The 17,073-nt window shown below is 60.3% G+C and carries 18 protein-coding genes and 5 tRNA genes; 8 read left to right on the top strand and 15 right to left on the bottom strand.

Annotated features, from left to right (window positions below):
- Positions 1–199 precede the first annotated feature (199 nt).
- The 6 genes from ABVN19_RS00265 to ABVN19_RS00240 form a co-directional block, all read right to left on the bottom strand.
- Positions 200–535 carry a hypothetical protein gene (locus ABVN19_RS00265; protein WP_105642641.1) on the bottom strand — a complete coding sequence of 112 codons (336 nt, stop codon included), beginning with the start codon at positions 533–535 and terminating at the stop codon, positions 200–202.
- Positions 532–840, bottom strand: a complete 309-nt coding sequence (locus ABVN19_RS00260) for an AlpA family phage regulatory protein (RefSeq protein ID WP_105642642.1) — start codon at positions 838–840, stop codon at positions 532–534. The genes ABVN19_RS00265 and ABVN19_RS00260 overlap by 4 nt, the downstream gene beginning before the upstream one ends.
- Before the next feature lie 192 nt (positions 841–1,032).
- Positions 1,033–1,242 carry a pyocin activator PrtN family protein gene (locus ABVN19_RS00255; protein WP_353632815.1) on the bottom strand — a complete coding sequence of 70 codons (210 nt, stop codon included), beginning with the start codon at positions 1,240–1,242 and terminating at the stop codon, positions 1,033–1,035.
- Between the two features lie 381 nt (positions 1,243–1,623).
- The gene (locus tag ABVN19_RS00250) at positions 1,624–2,913 is read right to left on the bottom strand and encodes an integrase arm-type DNA-binding domain-containing protein (protein ID WP_105642644.1); all 1,290 of its coding nucleotides are present in this window, start codon (positions 2,911–2,913) and stop codon (positions 1,624–1,626) included.
- 161 nt (positions 2,914–3,074) lie between these two features.
- Positions 3,075–3,150: transfer RNA gene (locus ABVN19_RS00245), tRNA-Thr, on the bottom strand.
- 62 nt (positions 3,151–3,212) lie between these two features.
- Complete coding sequence (locus ABVN19_RS00240) at positions 3,213–3,641, bottom strand: pilin (protein WP_028944622.1); 429 nt, start codon at positions 3,639–3,641, stop codon at positions 3,213–3,215.
- 220 nt (positions 3,642–3,861) lie between these two features.
- Here ABVN19_RS00240 and ABVN19_RS00235 point away from each other — a divergent pair, with 220 nt between their 5' ends.
- Genes ABVN19_RS00235 through yacG form a run of 4 tightly spaced genes read left to right on the top strand, consistent with a single transcriptional unit; the run spans position 3,862 to position 6,768 of the window.
- Positions 3,862–5,070, top strand: a complete 1,209-nt coding sequence (locus ABVN19_RS00235; RefSeq protein ID WP_105642645.1) for a type II secretion system F family protein — start codon at positions 3,862–3,864, stop codon at positions 5,068–5,070.
- Between the two features lie 2 nt (positions 5,071–5,072).
- Positions 5,073–5,942, top strand: a complete 870-nt coding sequence (locus tag ABVN19_RS00230; RefSeq protein WP_028944620.1) for an A24 family peptidase — start codon at positions 5,073–5,075, stop codon at positions 5,940–5,942.
- Positions 5,942–6,565, top strand: a complete 624-nt coding sequence (gene coaE / locus ABVN19_RS00225; RefSeq protein WP_028944619.1) for a dephospho-CoA kinase — start codon at positions 5,942–5,944, stop codon at positions 6,563–6,565. The genes ABVN19_RS00230 and coaE overlap by 1 nt, the downstream gene beginning before the upstream one ends.
- A complete protein-coding gene (gene yacG, locus ABVN19_RS00220; RefSeq protein WP_105642646.1) occupies positions 6,562–6,768 on the top strand; it encodes a DNA gyrase inhibitor YacG in 207 nt (68 codons plus the stop codon). The genes coaE and yacG overlap by 4 nt, the downstream gene beginning before the upstream one ends.
- 3 nt (positions 6,769–6,771) lie before the next feature.
- Here yacG and ABVN19_RS00215 read toward each other — a convergent pair whose 3' ends face one another.
- On the bottom strand, positions 6,772–7,461 hold the full coding sequence (locus ABVN19_RS00215) for an energy-coupling factor ABC transporter permease (protein ID WP_105642647.1): 690 nt from the start codon (positions 7,459–7,461) through the stop codon (positions 6,772–6,774).
- 137 nt (positions 7,462–7,598) lie between these two features.
- On the opposite strand from ABVN19_RS00215, the gene ABVN19_RS00210 reads away from it, so the two are divergent.
- The 3 genes from ABVN19_RS00210 to ABVN19_RS00200 all read left to right on the top strand — a co-directional run bounded on the left by ABVN19_RS00210 (position 7,599) and on the right by ABVN19_RS00200 (position 9,951).
- Entirely contained in the window at positions 7,599–8,228 is a 630-nt protein-coding gene (locus ABVN19_RS00210) for a DUF1780 domain-containing protein (RefSeq protein ID WP_105642661.1), read from the top strand.
- Between the two features lie 169 nt (positions 8,229–8,397).
- Complete coding sequence (locus tag ABVN19_RS00205) at positions 8,398–8,571, top strand: DUF3094 family protein (protein WP_036989987.1); 174 nt, start codon at positions 8,398–8,400, stop codon at positions 8,569–8,571.
- A gap of 84 nt (positions 8,572–8,655) precedes the next feature.
- On the top strand, positions 8,656–9,951 hold the full coding sequence (locus tag ABVN19_RS00200) for an NAD(P)/FAD-dependent oxidoreductase (RefSeq protein WP_028944615.1): 1,296 nt from the start codon (positions 8,656–8,658) through the stop codon (positions 9,949–9,951).
- Positions 9,952–10,120: 169 nt separating this feature from the next.
- Here ABVN19_RS00200 and ABVN19_RS00195 read toward each other — a convergent pair whose 3' ends face one another.
- The 8 genes from ABVN19_RS00195 to rluD all read right to left on the bottom strand — a co-directional run bounded on the left by ABVN19_RS00195 (position 10,121) and on the right by rluD (position 15,902).
- Positions 10,121–10,651: a dihydrofolate reductase family protein gene (locus ABVN19_RS00195; RefSeq protein ID WP_105642648.1), complete on the bottom strand. Its 531-nt coding sequence runs from the start codon at positions 10,649–10,651 to the stop codon at positions 10,121–10,123.
- A gap of 103 nt (positions 10,652–10,754) precedes the next feature.
- Positions 10,755–10,831 (bottom strand) — tRNA-Pro (locus tag ABVN19_RS00190).
- A gap of 99 nt (positions 10,832–10,930) precedes the next feature.
- Positions 10,931–11,006: transfer RNA gene (locus tag ABVN19_RS00185), tRNA-Lys, on the bottom strand.
- A gap of 5 nt (positions 11,007–11,011) precedes the next feature.
- Positions 11,012–11,088, bottom strand: a tRNA-Pro gene (locus ABVN19_RS00180).
- Positions 11,089–11,098: 10 nt separating this feature from the next.
- Positions 11,099–11,174, bottom strand: a tRNA-Asn gene (locus tag ABVN19_RS00175).
- Between the two features lie 296 nt (positions 11,175–11,470).
- Positions 11,471–14,035: an ATP-dependent chaperone ClpB gene (clpB, locus tag ABVN19_RS00170; RefSeq protein ID WP_028944613.1), complete on the bottom strand. Its 2,565-nt coding sequence runs from the start codon at positions 14,033–14,035 to the stop codon at positions 11,471–11,473.
- A 167-nt stretch (positions 14,036–14,202) separates the two neighbouring features.
- A complete protein-coding gene (gene pgeF / locus ABVN19_RS00165) occupies positions 14,203–14,943 on the bottom strand; it encodes a peptidoglycan editing factor PgeF (RefSeq protein ID WP_028944612.1) in 741 nt (246 codons plus the stop codon).
- Positions 14,940–15,902: a 23S rRNA pseudouridine(1911/1915/1917) synthase RluD gene (gene rluD, locus ABVN19_RS00160; protein WP_028944611.1), complete on the bottom strand. Its 963-nt coding sequence runs from the start codon at positions 15,900–15,902 to the stop codon at positions 14,940–14,942. The genes pgeF and rluD overlap by 4 nt, the downstream gene beginning before the upstream one ends.
- 150 nt (positions 15,903–16,052) lie before the next feature.
- On the opposite strand from rluD, the gene ABVN19_RS00155 reads away from it, so the two are divergent.
- On the top strand, positions 16,053–17,069 hold the full coding sequence (locus tag ABVN19_RS00155; protein WP_028944610.1) for an outer membrane protein assembly factor BamD: 1,017 nt from the start codon (positions 16,053–16,055) through the stop codon (positions 17,067–17,069).
- Positions 17,070–17,073: the final 4 nt, after the last annotated feature.

The raw sequence follows: 17,073 nt of genomic DNA, 5'->3' as shown, positions 1-17,073 counted from the left end.
CGTATGGTGGGCGCTTGTGCGCCTTGAGTAGTTCGACCGGCCAAGGTCGGTCGCTGAATTTGCAGCGACGGACAGAGCATAACGTCCTGATATGAGAAGAGCAACAAGCTGCCCTTGCACGATTGCGGCGTGTGTAATAGTTTGAACAGGCATACGTATCTACCCCTAACGCCTCCGGTTGCAGCCGGGGGCGTTTTCGTTAGCGCTGAGAGGTGGATGGGCGGGTCAGAGAAAGCCAGGTTAGGTGCTGGCCTTTGCGGGACTCTGAGCGCATGTGCTCCAAGGCGGCGGGGTTGGCCAGCAGGTTAGGGATGAGCTGTTGCGCATCCTTAATCACTACGCCTGACGGGACCTCAATAGCCAGCATTACCCATTCCAGTGACGGCCAGGCCAGAAGCAGGACGTGAGCGCCTTCAGCAATGGCACGATCACGCAGGGCGCGCAGGTGGGCCCGTCCGATATCAAAAAATGGGGAACCACCTTCTGGCGCGCCAATCGAGTCAAGGGTTGTATGAGGCAAAAAGATTGGGGTCATGCTGCCACCTTGTTACGTGCGGCAATACGAGCGCGAGTCCAGTCCAAAACTTCAGACAAAACCCAGGCGACGGGAGCGCCGCGAGCAGTGCTAACAGTAAGTTTTACTGGCTGGGGGAAGCCGCTTTCAGGCTGGCTCATCAGCTTATAGATCGTCGGGCGAGCAAGACCTACCAGGGCGACCACGTCTGTTATGCGAATCAGTCGTGTCGCCGGGTCAAAGCCAAGTGGATTCGTATCGTCGAGGCCGGTTCCTGGCGTTGATGATTCGAGATGAGTGGCGATTGAGGTGGAGCGAGTTGTCATAGCTAGTTCCCTGTATTGGTATCAACAGGGCCAACTATTTATGCGGATTCATTCTGGAAAGAAATAGTGGAATTTCCAGGCACTTGGACTTATCCACATACGGTTACTTCGGCGCAACTTCAACGCAGCTTGCGACATTTTATTCCGACGAACGGTAGGTGCCATCGCAGGCCTATACTGCGTGCCTAAGGGTTAATTTCCCCCTTGATCGAGCCACCTAGCCAGGTCATGAAGGTACACCACGCGCTGCAAGCGTCCACCCCAGTCGCCCTTCACTACGCGCAACGTTAGCTTTCCTTTACCTAGTGCTCTGAGTAGCGAGGGCATGCCCAAATGCGATAGATAGTGCTGTCGCACAATCTCAAGTGGTAAGCAGGTGCTGCCATACCGTTTCTGAAGCATGTCGTATGTTTGGCTATCGACCATTTGCCCCCCCGCGCCCCATGCCAGGGAGCTGAATTCCGCGCCGTTTGGAGATTCTGTGTCCGAGCGAAAGAGCCACCAGCAGGAAGAGCTGGGCTTTTCGGCTGTTACACTTTTCCTCCGTGTTACACCGGGTGTATGCCGAGGTTATACAAGGTGTAGCACTGGGTCTGCTCAATGTTTTCAGTGGTTTGGAGCCTGTCGTTACACCGGTTACACCTGATACACCAGTTCTGAAGAGGGCAAGCATCCTCATACAGCTTTGCCGAAATGTCCTTGAACGACTTTTCCCTTTTCCAACTTGTCCAGAAAGTCGGCGTAACACTGCATCATGATCGTTCGTTACCAGGCCAATCTGTTTCATGACTGAGGTAACCGCCCATGGGCAAAATCGTAGGGGGTAATTGCATCCTTGCGATTGGCATCCAAGTAATCGGCCCACCACTGCACCATAAGCCTCCGCTCTTGTATGTGTTCCGCTTTGTGGATGTAGGCGGCACGCACCGTATTTCTCTCCTGATGGCTCATTTGCCGCTCAACAGCGTCCTTGCTCCATAGTCCAGACTCAACCAGTGCAGAGCAGGCCATAGTCCGAAAACCATGGCCGCATACCTCTGCTTTGGTGTCATATCCCATACGCCGCAGAGCTTTATTCACGGTGTTCTCACTCATGGGCTTCCAGTGATTATGGTCGCCCGCAAATACCAGATCGAAGCGACCAGTAAGGTTACGAACGCTCTCCAACACCTCAACGGACTGCCGACTGAGCGGCACCAGGTGTGGGGTGCTCATCTTGGAACCCCGGTGGGAGTTCTTAACACCCTCAATAGCCGCTCGTTCGCCAGGAATCTCCCACATTAATCTGCTCATATCGATCTCTCCCCAGCGTGCGAAGCGGAGCTCACTGGAGCGGATAAATACCAACAAAGTCAGCTGCACCGCGAGCTTGGTCAATCCGCGTCCGCTGTCGGCGTCAATGCGCTGGAGGAGTTCAGGTAAGCGATCAAATGGCAGGGCCGGTCGATGTGCTGTTTTCCGAGTAGCCGTTGCGCCTTGCAGATCGATTGCAGGGTTGAAATCCAAATGGCCATGCTGAACCGCCATGCGGAGGATGCCCGTCATGTACTGGCGTAGGCGTGCAGCCGTATCCAAAGTGTCCCGCTTTTCCGCTGCTTTGAGCGGTACAAGCAAATCACGGGTTTTCAGCTCCGCGACAGGACGATCGCCAAGGGTGGGCAGCAGGTGAGATTCAATCCGTCGCCAAACGGTGGAGGCATGACCAGGTGTCCACTTACGAGCGCAAGCTGCGTGCCATTCCTGTGCAAGCAAACGGAAGGTATTTGCCCGGGCGTTTGCCGCCTCCTGTTTGTCAGAGCGCGCCTGTTCGATGGGGTCTTTCCCAACAGCGAGAAGCTCAAGCGCCTGAGCACGTCGCTCCCTGGCCGCTTTCAAGCCGAGCGCCGGATAATTGCCAAATGTGGCTAAACCATCACGACCATCAGGTTTGGTGTACTTCAACCGCCAAGTCTTGACCCCTGATGGCTTGACCAGGAGATAGAGGCCCTTGCCATCGAATAGCTTGTAGTCCTTATCGCGTGGCTTGGCCGCGTCGCATTTGGGGTCCGTCAGGGGCACAACCGTGCGCGCCATAGGGATACGTTTCCTTGTCGAACCGAGATATCCCTAAACATATCCCTAAATCGCGTAGATGCACAGAGACAAAACGAGACAAGCAGAAACAACAAAGCCCGCACTACGCGGGCTTTGTTTGGTGTTCCGTAGGCTGTCATAGACTGCTAGAAACTGCTCTCTGGTGCCGGAGACAGGAATCGAACCTGCGACCTTCGCGTTACGAGTGCGCTGCTCTACCGACTGAGCTACACCGGCGTGGCGTCAACGCTACCACTGCCGGATCGCTTACGCAAATCACTGTTTATTAACAGCAAAGCTCACTGGGCCGGGGTGCCTTCGGCGGGTTTGCAGCCGGTTGGGGCGAGGTCTTCGGGGAGGTCGCTGGTGCAGGCCCAGCCGGTGGCCGAGCGTGTCAGGGTGAGGGCTTTGCCATGGGCCATGGCCGGGGCGTCGACCAGGGTGCAGGTCAAGGTGCCAGCGCCTGTGGCGGCGGTGCCGGTGGCGGTGATGGCGCAGTGGCTGGTGCTGGCCTGGCCGCCCAGGGCGGTAACGTCGGTGACGTCCTTGCCGTCGTTCAGGCGCAGGTCGAACGGGGTTTTCAAGGCGGAGATTTCTACCAGGGCGGCGGTGGCCTTGGTGCGTGCCTGGTGGTTGCTGTACATGGGTATGGCGATGGTCGCCAGGATGCCGATGATCGCCACGACGATCATCAGTTCTATCAAGGTAATGCCGCGTTGCCCTTTCATGGACGTTCTCCCTCTCTAAATCGGTTCGTGTCGGCAGCGGGTTCGGCCCTGCCGCCAACAGGCGCGCCAGTAGGCCCGATCAGACACCTTTTGTCACCCCGGCGTCGGCAAACTTGCCTCCTGGCTCGACTACTCTAGTGAGCAGCGGGTAATCCTGCCCGCCGGCCAGGCCCTCAAGCTGTTTCCGGGTTTGTTGAGGCCACGCAGCAAGGATGTCGCGATGACCGAGAAACTGCAGATCTATCGCTGGCAGGGCATCACTGCCCAAGGCACGCCCATTCATGGCCAGAGCAGCGAACGCAGCCCCGCGCTGTTGCGCACGGCGCTGCGCAAGCGCGGCATTCGCCCGGCAAACATCGAGCGGGTGCGCAGCGGGTTGTGGCATCAGCGCACGGCCCTCGGCACGCAGGAGCTCGGTCAGTTCAGCCGGCAGTTGTCGACGTTGATCAGCTCGGGGGTGGCACTGCTGCAAGCGCTCGAGGCGATTGCCCAGAGCACCAGCAACCCCGCCCTTCTCTCTTTGCTCGACGCGATCAGGACCGATATCGGTGCCGGTTGCAGCCTGGCCGATGCCCTGCGCCGACACCCGCGGTATTTCGATACGCTTTACTGCAATTTGATCGCCGCCGCCGAGCAAGCCGGTACGCTTGAGTCGGTGCTTGAGCAGGTCGCCAGCCTGCAGGAGAAACGCCAGGCGTTGCGCGCCCGTTTGAAGAAGGCCATGACCTATCCATTGATTGTGCTGTTGACCGGGCTGGGCGTTTCGAGCCTGTTGCTGCTGCAAGTGGTGCCGCAGTTCGAGACCATGTTCAGCGGCTTCGGTGCCGAGTTGCCGGCGTTTACCCGGCAGGTCATCGGCTTGTCGAACTGGCTCGGGCAGTACGTTGGCGGGTTGCTGGTGTTAGCGCTTGGCGGTGGCTGGGCGCTGCGCCGGGCTTACCAGCAGCAACCCGGGTTTCAGCGCTGGTGCCTGCGCTCGGCCCTGAAGCTGCCGATTGCCGGGGCGCTGCTGAGCAATGCCGCCCTCGCCCGCTTTGCCCGCACGTTGTCGACCTCCTATGCCGCGGGTGTGCCGCTGGTCGAGGCGTTGGGGCCCGTGGCCGCTGCGTGTGGCAACCCGCTTTACGAACAAGCCGTGTTGCGGGTGCGCAATGACCTTGCCAGCGGTCAGTCGTTGAGCCTGGCACTGGCCGGCAGCGACTTGTTTCCGCGCTTGATGCAGCAAATGTGCGCCATTGGCGAGACAGCCGGGACGCTGGACGATATGCTCGCCAGGGTCGCCAGCCACTATGAAAGTGCGATCGAGCGCTCGCTCGATAACCTGGCCAGCCTGCTCGAACCTCTGATCGTGCTGATTCTCGGGCTGCTGGTAGGCAGCCTGGTGATTGCCATGTACCTGCCAATTTTCCAGTTGGGTAGTGTGATCTGACCATGGACCTGATGGATTCGCTGGCCAGCCAGCCGTTGTTGTATATGTGCTTTGCCGTGGTGCTGGGGCTGATCGTCGGCAGTTTCTTGAATGTGCTGGTGCATCGCTTGCCGATCATGTTGCAGCGCCAGTGGCAGGCCGAAGCACGTGAGGTGCTGGGGCTGCCCGCCGAGGCCGAGCCTGAACGTTACGATCTGTGCCTGCCCGCCTCCCAGTGCCCGCAGTGCGGGCATCGCATTCGCCCCTGGGAAAATATTCCTGTACTCAGTTACCTGCTGCTGCGTGGACGCTGTTCCAGTTGTCGCAGCGCCATCAGCGTGCGCTATCCCCTGGTAGAACTGGGCTGCGCAATGTTGACCGGGTTTGCCGCCTGGCACCTGGGCGCCAGCGCCGGCGCGCTGGCCTTGATGGTGCTCACTTGGGGCCTGCTGGCCATGAGCCTGATCGACATCGAGCACCGCCTGTTGCCCGATGCGCTGGTGTTCCCGCTGCTGTGGCTGGGGCTGATCGTCAATGCCTTTGATGTATTCGTGCCCCTGGAGGATGCGCTGTGGGGTGCGGTTGCCGGCTACCTGAGCCTGTGGTCGGTGTTCTGGCTGTTCAAGCTCATCACCGGCAAGGAGGGCATGGGCTATGGCGACTTCAAGTTGCTGGCCCTGGTCGGTGCCTGGGGAGGCTGGCAGGTGTTGCCGCTGACGCTGCTGCTGTCGTCGTTGCTGGGGGCGGTGATCGGGGTGATTGTATTGCGCCTCAAGCGCCAGAAAGCCAGTACGCCGATTCCCTTTGGTCCTTATCTGGCCATTGCGGGGTGGATCGCGCTGCTCTGGGGTGGTCAAATAACCACTTCTTATCTGAAATTCTCTGGAATGTGATGACCACTGCTGCATTCACTCCCTGGATTCTCGGCCTCACCGGCGGCATCGGCAGTGGCAAGAGCGCTGCGGCGCAGCGTTTTGTCGAGCTGGGTGTACACCTGGTCGACGCCGATCAGGCTGCCCGTTGGGTGGTAGAGCCCGGACGTCCGGCCCTGGCCAGTATCGTCGAGCGCTTTGGCGCTGGCGTGCTGCAGGAAGACGGGCAACTGAACCGTGCGGCGCTGCGCGAGCTGATCTTCTCCGATCCAGAGCAACGCCGCTGGCTCGAGGCGCTGTTGCACCCCTTGATCGGCCAGGAAATTTTCAGCTACCTGGCCAAGGCCGAGTCGCCGTATGCAGTGTTCGTTTCGCCGTTGATGGTGGAGTCGGGGCAGTTTCAACGCACCCAGCGCCTGCTGGTGATCGATGCCCCCCAGGAACTGCAGATCCAGCGCACCCTGCTGCGCGACCAGACCAGCCCCGAACAGGTTCAGGCCATCCTCAAGGCCCAGGCCAGTCGCGAGGAACGCCTACGTCACGCCCACGATGTGGTGGTCAACGACCGTGACCTGGCCTGGCTGCATTCGGAGGTCGACCGCCTGCACCACTTTTACCTGACTTTGCGAGGAGGCCAAGCATGAGCCAACCCCTGACCGTTGAATGCCCGACCTGTGGCGCCCCCGTTGAATGGACCGAGGCCAGCAAGTTCCGGCCGTTCTGCTCCGATCGCTGCAAGTTGATCGACCTGGGTGCCTGGGCCGCCGAAGAGCACAAGATTCCCGTAGCACCGGATGCCGAAGACGAGTTGTTTTCCGGCGAGCTCGACCCCCGCGCCCACCACTGATTGTCAGCGCCCGGGGTCGTCGTCTTTCCACGGCGCCTGCAGGTAGCGGGTGCGGTTGAAGGTTTCCAGCCACTCCGGGCAGAACACCACCAGGGCGCTGACCACCATGCCGTTGATGAACGCCTCGGGGAAGATGATCAGCCACAGGTAGCCGATAAAGTCCTCGATCCACTCCGGCATCACGAATCGCCCGTCCATCCACAGCAGTCCGAGCGCAGCCAGCAGGCACAGCAGCGCCGACAGCGCGGCGGCAAAAAAACCTGAGCAGAAGATATAGACGAACAGGTTTTTCGGTTGCGCGCGCTCCACCAGGATTGCGCAGCCTTCGGTGATCATCACCGGCAATACAATGAACAGCAGGCCGTTGACGCCCATGGCGACGAGGTCCTGACGCCCCATCATCACCAGCCCCAGCTGGGCCAGCAATCCACCGACAATCGCCAGTGGCCAATCGAGCAGCAAGGTGACGGCGGTCATACCGATGAAGTGATACGACACCCCGGTCTCGAAATCACGACGGACCAGCCACAAGGCAAACAGCGCAAACACCGTTCCAAACAGCAGGTGCTGACGGCGGCTGTCAGTGAACAGCTCGACCCAGCGCGTGCGTGCCGTGGCCCACATCAGCATCGCGACGTAGCCGATCCAGCCCAGCATCAGGCTCTGGTCAGACAGCACTTGAGCATCAATCACGGTAGCTGCGTCCTTCTGCGGTGAACGTGATGGCAGTCTACACCGCAAGCCGCGAACAGGGCCGCGAATGGCCGGTCAGCGCCGCCAAGCACATGACTTTATTCATGAAGACACAATTGAACGCTAAGCTTGTCCCCATGGACGACTCAGATTATTTGCGCCTGCTCACCATTCAGGCCGAACAAGCCAATGCGTTTCTTTCCAACGCCCGTAAATGGGAACGTGAGCGTTGGGTCTGCCAGCGCCTGCTGCAAGGCTTGAATATTCCCTACCGCAGCGAGGACTTCACCCCCGCCGGTCAAGAGCCGCCTGATGTGCTGTTTCGCGATGCCTCGTTCGAGGTTTTTTTCGTGCTCGACGAGGGCCGCAGGCTCAATGATGAATGGCGTGAAGAGCTGCAACGCCGGCGCAGCGCCTTTTCCCTGAGCCAACTGGTACGCCGCGAAGCCCGGCCACGACGTATCAGCGCCCAGGAATTGCTGCAGCGCCTGGCGCCGACCTTGCGTAAAAAAGCCCACAACTACCAGGAGCGCGGGCTGGACCTGAACGAGCTGGACATCATCGCCTTCGCCAGCCTCAAGCGCGAAGTGCTCGACCTCAACAGCCACTTCCCACCGCCCACCGAATACCTGCGCCAGGGCTGGCGCTCGCTGTCGCTGGTGGGCCCGACCTTTGCCCGTGTGTTGTTCGCCCACCCCGATGCGCCGGACTTCCTGCGTGGCAACCTGGGGCGCAGCATTGTGTTCGACGTGGGTATCAGCCTTTAAGCTGGCCCCCTGCCAACGCGTAATGGCATAAATTTCGCGCCGGTGATACAAAGCGCAATCATTCGTCATAAAAGCTGCGGTGTGACTGCACGATGGGGCCCGGTTCAAACGACTACAGTGAACCCTGTAGCTTCCCTTCAGTCACAAGCGTCTACCTGACGAGGCCCTCATGACCAGCCGCCTGAATCCCGAAGACCAACGTCGTGTCGATCAATACCTGCAAGCTCCCCAGCATCAAGTCGAGCGCAAGCCTTTCCGGCCGTGGCTGCTCCTTTGCATGGTGGTGCTGGTGACTATTGGCCTGGGCCTGTTGAGCCGCCTCTTGAGTAACCTGGTGCTATGAGCTGCCTTGCGCTCGCCCAATCCGCCCGCCCCGCGCGGCCGCCCACTCGAGACCCGAATTCCGTAAACCTTATGAGATATCCCCATGACTCACCGTATTGTGATTGTCGGCGGCGGCGCCGGCGGCCTGGAACTGGCGACCCGCCTGGGTAAAACCCTGGGTAAAAAGGGCACCGCCAGTGTCACCCTGGTCGATGCCAACCTGACGCACATCTGGAAGCCGCTGCTGCACGAAGTGGCCGCCGGTTCGCTGAACTCCTCGGAAGACGAACTGAACTACGTGGCCCAGGCCAAGTGGAATCACTTCCAGTTCCAGCTCGGCCGCATGAGCGGGCTGGACCGCGAGAGCAAACAGATCCAGCTGGCCGCGACCCTCGATGAAGAGGGCCGTGAACTGCTGCCCGCTCGTACGCTGGGCTATGACACGCTGGTCATCGCCGTAGGCAGCAATACCAACGATTTCGGCACCGAGGGCGCGGCGCAGCATTGCCTGTTCCTCGACACCCGCAAGCAGGCCGAGCGCTTCCACCAGCAATTGCTCAACCACTACCTGCGCGCCCACGCGGGCGACCAGGCCAATGAAACCATCAGCGTTGCCATCGTCGGCGCCGGTGCCACCGGCGTGGAGCTGGCGGCCGAGCTGCATCACGCGGCGCACGAACTGGCAGCCTATGGCCTGGACCGTATCCAGCCCAAGGACATGCACATCACCCTGATCGAAGCCGGTCCACGGGTATTGCCCGCGCTGCCGGAGCGTATCAGCGTGCCGGTACACAAGACCCTGGAGAAACTCGGGGTTACGGTCATGACCAATGCGGCGGTCAGCGAAGTGACCGCTACCGAACTCAGGACCAGCAATGGCGATGTGATCCCGGCCAGCCTGAAGGTATGGGCAGCGGGTATTCGGGCACCGGGATTCCTCAAGGACATCGACGGCCTGGAGACCAACCGCATCAATCAGTTGGTGGTACGCCCTACCCTGCAAACCACACTGGATGACGACATCTTCGCCTTTGGTGACTGCGCCGCCTGCCCGCAGCCGGGTAGTGATCGTAACGTACCGCCACGGGCACAAGCAGCCCACCAGCAAGCCTCGATGCTGGCCAAGTCGCTCAAGGCGCGCCTGGAAGGCAAACCCCTGCCAACCTACGCCTACCGTGACTACGGCTCGCTGGTATCGCTGTCGCGTTTCTCGGCGGTGGGCAACCTGATGGGCAACCTGACGGGCAGCGTGATGCTGGAAGGGTGGTTGGCGCGAATGTTCTATGTGTCGCTGTACCGGATGCACCAGATGGCGCTATACGGGACATTCCGCACGCTGATGCTGATGCTGGGCAGCCGGATTGGCCGGGGCACCGAGCCGCGCCTGAAACTGCACTGATCTGCAGGGGCGAGCTTGCCCCACGATAGGCAAACCCGCTCCTACCTGGCGACTGCTGCGCAGTCGATCGCAGCCTCGTTCCTCGGCAGCGGCTACGGATTGCAAGCCGAGCCGGTAAGCCGCTTGCATCAGCCTGCGATCGACCGCGCAGCGGCCGTACTTCTAGCTGCTACCGGGCTATTCGGTAGGTGCTTTGTACAAAGCCATTCTCGAAAGTGGTGCTGCGCACATGCTGCAGCACCACATCCTCCGCCAGCGCCCCGAACAGGCTGATCCCGCTGCCCAGCAACACGGGGATGCGGGTGATGGTCAGTTCATCCAACCGCCCTTCTCGCAAGAAGCTCTGGATCACTTTGCCGCCGTCCAGGTACAGGCTCTTGGCGCCCGTTTCCTGAAGGTAATCGAGCAGGTCTGCCAATGGCCCCGGATGCACCTCGACGTTTTGCCCGGCATCTGCCTGGCTCAGGGTGCTGCTCAGCACCACCACACGCTTGTGGGGGTAAGGCCACTCGCCAAAGGTCAGGACTTTCTCGAAGGTGTTGCGCCCCATGACCAGGGTGTCGATCGTCGCCATATAGGCTGCATAGCCATGGTCGTCGCTGGAGCTGGTGGCAACCATCAGCCAATCCAGCTCGCCGCTTTCACGGGCGATGAAGCCGTCGAGGCTGGTGGCGATGTATACGGAGGTCTTGAGGGTCATGGGCAGCTCCCTTGCAGAACAAAGCCGGATAGTAGCAGGCAATGTCAGAGGCTGCAGAAACGAAAAAAGGGCACCTTTTGCAAGGTGCCCTTCTTTCTGAATATGGTCGGGGTAAGGGGATTCGAACTCCTGACATCCTGCTCCCAAAGCAGGCGCGCTACCGGACTGCGCTATACCCCGGTAAAAAAAAGGCACCAATTAAGGCGCCTTTTTTAGTGGCTGGACGCTAATGGCGTTCCAACCTTTTAAGATCCAAACCCAGCGAACCGGACTTGAAAATGGTGGGTCGTGTAGGATTCGAACCTACGACCAATTGGTTAAAAGCCAACTGCTCTACCAACTGAGCTAACGACCCAAAAATGGTCGGGGTAAGGGGATTCGAACTCCTGACATCCTGCTCCCAAAGCAGGCGCGCTACCGGACTGCGCTATACCCCGGCTTGAAATTTGGCTCCGCGACCAGGACTCGAACCTGGGACCCAATGATTAACAGTCATTTGCTCTACCGACTGAGCTATCGCGGAACTATCAATTTCAATTACTGCAATTTCAAAAGCTGTATCACTACCGCCTTGAACTCTTCGACCTTGTGCATCGCTGCGTTCATGTCTCTGAGGCGCGCTATTCTACAACCTTCAAAACCCTTGTCAACCCCTAATTTGCATTCAACTTACTGATTTGCAACTTTTTTTCAGATTCCCGATTTTGCCGGAAAGCTGCGGGGCGACATACAGCGGGGCGCACTTTACAAGCACTCGAGGAAAAATGCAAAGAAAAAAAAGGCCTCGAAATCGAGGCCTTAGCGTAACCCAGCGAAAAATCAGGCGAAGACGATTTCTTCGCCTTCGACCTTGGCCGTGATTGGCGTGCCTGGCAGGAACTTGCCAGCCAGTATCAACTGCGCCAACGGGTTTTCGATCCAGCGCTGGATCGCCCGCTTCAGCGGCCGAGCACCGTAGACCGGGTCGTAACCGACGGCGATCAGTTTATCCAGTGCCTCGTCGCTCAGCTCCAGGCCCAGGTCGCGCTCAGCCAGGCGGCTGCGCAGACGGCCCAACTGGATATGGGTGATGCCAGCGATCTGCTCACGGCCCAAAGGCTCGAACACCACGACTTCGTCGATACGGTTGATGAACTCTGGGCGGAAATGCGAGCCCACTGCGTCCATCACTGCCGCACGTTGTGCATCACGGTCACCCACCAGCTCCTGGATCTGTGCCGAACCCAGGTTGGAGGTCATCACGATCACGGTATTACGAAAGTCCACCGTACGACCGTGGCTGTCAGTCAGGCGACCGTCTTCAAGCACTTGCAGCAACACGTTGAACACATCCGGGTGAGCCTTCTCGACTTCGTCGAGCAGCACCACCGCGTATGGTTTGCGCCGCACCGCCTCGGTCAGGTAGCCACCCTCTTCGTAACCGACATAGCCAGGTGGTGCACCGATCAGCCGCGCCACGGAGTGTTTCTCCATGAATTCGGACATGTCGATCCGTACCATCGCCTCTTCGGTGTCGAACAGGAACTCTGCCAGTGCTTTGCACAGCTCGGTCTTACCTACCCCGGTCGGGCCGAGGAAGAGGAACGAGCCACTTGGCCGGTTCGGGTCAGAGAGCCCTGCGCGGGAGCGACGCACGGCGTTGGAGACTGCCACCACAGCTTCTTCCTGACCGATCACCCGCTCATGCAGCAGGCTTTCCATCTTCAGCAGTTTTTCCCGCTCGCCTTCAAGCATCTTGGCCACGGGAATGCCGGTCCACTTGGACACGACTTCAGCAATTTCCTCTTCAGTCACCTTGCTACGCAGCAACTGGTTCTCGGTCTTGCCGTGCTGGTCGACCATTTGCAGGCTGCGCTCCAGGTCCGGGATCACCCCGTACTGCAGCTCGGCCATGCGGCTGAGGTCGCCCTTGCGCCGGGCTGTTTCCAGCTCCTGGCGGGCCTGCTCGATTTTTTGCTGGATCTGGGCAGAGCCCTGTACTTCGGCCTTTTCCGAGGTCCAGATTTCTTCCAGGTCGGAATACTCACGCTCCAGTCGCGCAATTTCTTCGGTGAGCTTTTCCAGACGCTTGAGCGTGGCTTCGTCGTCTTCCTTCTTCAGTGCCTGGGACTCAACCTTCAACTGGATCAGGCGACGTTCCAGACGGTCGAGCACTTCCGGCTTGGAGTCAATCTCCATGCGGATACGGCTGGCCGCTTCGTCGATCAGGTCGATGGCCTTGTCCGGCAACTGGCGATCCGTGATGTAGCGGTGGCTGAGCTTGGCCGCGGCAATGATGGCGCCGTCACTGATCGCTACCTTGTGGTGCACCTCGTAACGCTCTTTGAGGCCACGCAGGATGGCGATGGTGTCTTCCTCGCTCGGCTCCTCTACCAGTACTTTCTGGAAACGACGCTCAAGGGCGGCATCCTTCTCGATGTACTGGCGGTATTCGTTCAGGGTGGTGGCGCCCACGCAGTGAAGCTCGCCACGGGCCAGGGCCGGCTTGAGCATGTTACCGGCATCCATGGAGCCCTCGCCCTTGCCGGCACCGACCATGGTGTGCAGCTCGTCGATGAACAGGATGATCTGCCCTTCCTGCTTGGACAGCTCATTGAGCAGGCCCTTGAGGCGCTCTTCGAACTCGCCACGGAACTTGGCACCGGCAATCAGCGCGCCCATGTCCAGCGACAGCAACCGTTTGCCTTTGAGACCGTCGGGCACTTCGCCGTTGATGATGCGCTGGGCCAGGCCTTCGGCGATGGCAGTTTTACCCACGCCAGGCTCACCGATCAGCACCGGGTTGTTCTTGGTACGACGCTGCAGCACCTGAATGGTGCGACGGATTTCATCGTCACGGCCAATCACCGGGTCAAGCTTGCCGTCTTCGGCACGCTTGGTCAGGTCGACGGTGTACTTGTCCAGGGCCTGGCGTGACTCTTCGGCGTTGGGGTCGTTGACCGCCTCGCCGCCACGCAGGTTGCTGATGGCGTTTTCCAGGGCTTTTTTGGTCACGCCCTGGCCCAGCAGCAGTTTGCCGACCTTGCTGTTCTCGTCCATGGCGGCGAGCAGCACCAGTTCGCTGGAAATGAACTGGTCACCCTTCTGCTGGGCCAGGCGATCGGCCTGGTTGAGCAGACGCGCCAGGTCCTGCGACATGTTGACGTCGCCGGTCGGGTTCTGGATTTTTGGCAATTGGTCGAGTTCTTTGCCCAACGCCTTGCGCAGGCTGTTGATGTCGAAACCGACCTGCATCAGCAGGGGCTTGATCGAACCGCCTTGCTGGTCGATCAAGGCTTGCAACAGGTGAGCAGGCTCGATGGCAGGATGGTCCATGCCAACGGCCAGGGATTGGGCGTCGGATATTGCTAGCTGTAGCTTGCTGGTCAAACGGTCTATTCGCATAGGTTACCTTCCTTTTTGGGCAGGTCGGAGCGATGGACACACCAGATGAGTGAACCTGCCAGAGATACCCTAATAGATAGGGGTAGATTGGGCGGATTCAAGGTAAGCGGCGTTGTTTGAGGGGGTAAAACGCCCCTCGATAAGTAACAGTTTATAACTGTTTGAAATCAGCGTTGCTCAAGCCAGACCAGAGAGGCGAAGCGCCCACCCTGCGGAGTACGCCGATAAGAATAGAAGCGTGGATCGCTGACGGTACAGAAACCGCCGCCAAACACCGCCTGCACACCGCGGGCAGCCAGTCGAAGGCGAGCCAGGGTATAGATGTCGGCCATCAATTTATCCGGGCGGGCACCGGGCGCGAAGGCCTGGGCGGTTTCCGGATGAATGGTGGTGAAGGCGTCTCGCACTTCCAGGCCCACTTCAAAGGCCTGCGGGCCGATAGCCGGGCCCAGCCACACCAGCACCTCTTCTGGCGCAAGGGCCAAGCGATCGAGCGTGGCCTCGATCACGCCACCGGCAAGGCCGCGCCAGCCTGCATGAGCCGCCGCTACCCGAGTACCGGCACGGTCGCAGAACAGCAGCGGCAGGCAATCGGCGGTCATTACGGTGCAGGCAATGCCGGGGGTGGTGGTCCAGCTGGCGTCGGCCTCGGCGATCACGCCTGGGTCGGCATCGGCCACCGCCACGCCATGCACCTGCTTGAGCCAGGCCGGCTGGATGCCGAACTCGGCGGTCAGGCGCTGGCGGTTCTCGGCCACCGCGGCAGGCTCATCGCCTACATGGTCGCCAAGGTTGAAGCTTTCATAGGGTGGCAGGCTGACGCCGCCGGCCCGCGTGGTGACGCACGCTCGGACTCCGGCTGGCGCAGGCCAGTCCGGGATCAGCAGATCGTGCGCCAGCTCAGTCATCCGACGAACGCCTCGCGGTCCTGCTTGAGCAGCGACAGCAGCCAGACGAAATCATCCGGCAGCGACGATTCCCAGCCCATGCGCTCGCCGGTCACCGGATGATCCAGTTCCAGGAACCGCGCGTGCAGCGCCTGACGCGGGAAGGTCTTGAGCGCATCGACCATGGTCGGGCTGGCCGCAGGCGGAATGCGGAAGCGACCGCCGTAGACCGGATCGCCGACCAACGGGAAGTTCACATGAGCCATGTGTACACGAATCTGGTGGGTACGCCCGGTTTCCAGCTTGACCCGCACGTGGGTGTGGGAACGGAAGCGCTCCAGCACACGGTAGTGGCTGACAGCCGGCTTGCCGCCTTCTGTCACGGCCATGCGCTGGCGCTGGCCACCGTGGCGGCCGATCGGGGCATTGATCTTGCCACCGGCGGTGACCACGCCAATCACGATGCATTCATAGATGCGGCTGACACTGCGACTTTGCAACTGGGCGACCAGTTGAGTCTGCGCCTGGATGGTCTTGGCCACCACCATCAGACCGGTGGTGTCCTTGTCCAGGCGGTGGACGATCCCGGCGCGCGGCACATTGATGATGTCTGGCACGTGGTGCAGCAGTGCGTTGAGCAGGGTGCCGTCGGCGTGGCCCGCAGCCGGGTGGACCACAAGCCCGGCAGGCTTGTTGATCACCAGGATGTGGTCGTCTTCATAGACGATATCCAGCTCGATATCCTGGGCCACCCACTCGCCCTGGGCCTCTTGCTCGGCCTCGAGCGCCAGCAGCGAGCCGCCGTGGACGATATCGCGCGGACGCAGGACCGCGCCATCGACCGTCAGGCGCCCCTCCTTGATCCAGGTGGAAAGGCGCGAGCGCGAGTGCTCAGCGAACAATTGGGCGGCGACTTGGTCGAGGCGTTGCCCGCCCAATTCGGACGGCACCTCTGCGCTAAGTTGAATGATCTCGGACATGCTCGAATCAGCGGGCGGCACAGCCTTTGGTTTCGACTGCACGCTTGTGGTTAAATACGACGTCTTTTGCCCCGGAGGTTGCACCGGGGTGCTCATCATAACAGGACGGCCTCGCCCAAGACAGCGGCCGTCATAGGGACGCAAGCCGCTATGCAAGTGAAACACCTGCTGCTGATCGCCATCCTCGGACTCACCGCTGCTTGTTCTTCGAAGGAAGTCGTCGACGAAAACCTGAGCGAAGCCGAGCTGTACCAGCAGGCGCAGGCCGACCTGGACAACCACAGCTACACCAGCGCCACGAGCAAGCTCAAGGCCCTGGAGTCGCGCTATCCGTTCGGTCGCTATGCCGATCAGGCGCAACTTGAGCTGATCTACGCGAACTACAAGAACGCCGAGCCTGAAGCCGCCAAGTCGGCCGCCGAGCGTTTCATTCGCTTGCACCCCCAGCATCCAAACGTCGATTACGCCTACTATCTCAAGGGCCTGACCTCGTTTGACCAGGACCGGGGCCTGCTGGCGCGCTTCCTGCCGCTGGACATGACCAAGCGTGACCCGGGTGCCGCCCGCGACTCCTACAACGAATTCGCCCAGCTCACCAGCCGCTTCCCCAACAGCCGTTATTCGCCTGACGCCAAGCAGCGCATGATCTACCTGCGCAACCTGCTGGCCTCCTACGAAATCCACGTAGCCGACTACTACCTGACCCGTCAGGCCTATGTCGCTGCCGCCAACCGTGGCCGTTATGTGGTGGAGAACTTCCAGGAAACCCCATCGGTGGGCGACGGCCTGGCAGTGATGACCGAAGCCTACATGCGTCTGCACCTGGACGAACTGGCCGCCACCAGCCTCGAGACCCTCAAGCTCAACTATCCGGATCACCCGAGCCTGGTCGACGGCCAGTTCGAGCCCAAGCAGGATGAAGCCGACAACCGCTCCTGGTTGTCCAAGGCGACCCTGGGCCTGATCGAGACCGACGCGCCGCTGCCACCGGGCGAAACCCGCGCCAACCAAGACGTGATCAAGCAGTACGAAGACGCCAAGGAAGCAATTCCGGCCGAGCTGCTGCCAAAAGACGGCGACGCCGTTGAAGAAGAAGAGCACGAAGCGGAAGGCAACAACGATGACCGCTCCTGGTTCAGCTACATGACCTTCGGCGTATTCGACTGACGGA

This window comes from Pseudomonas vranovensis, from assembly GCF_040438935.1.
In the GTDB taxonomy this organism is placed as follows: Bacteria; Pseudomonadota; Gammaproteobacteria; order Pseudomonadales; family Pseudomonadaceae; genus Aquipseudomonas; species Aquipseudomonas vranovensis.
Note: the sequence above shows the minus strand (reverse complement) of the source record. Positions and strands in the feature narration are given on the sequence as shown.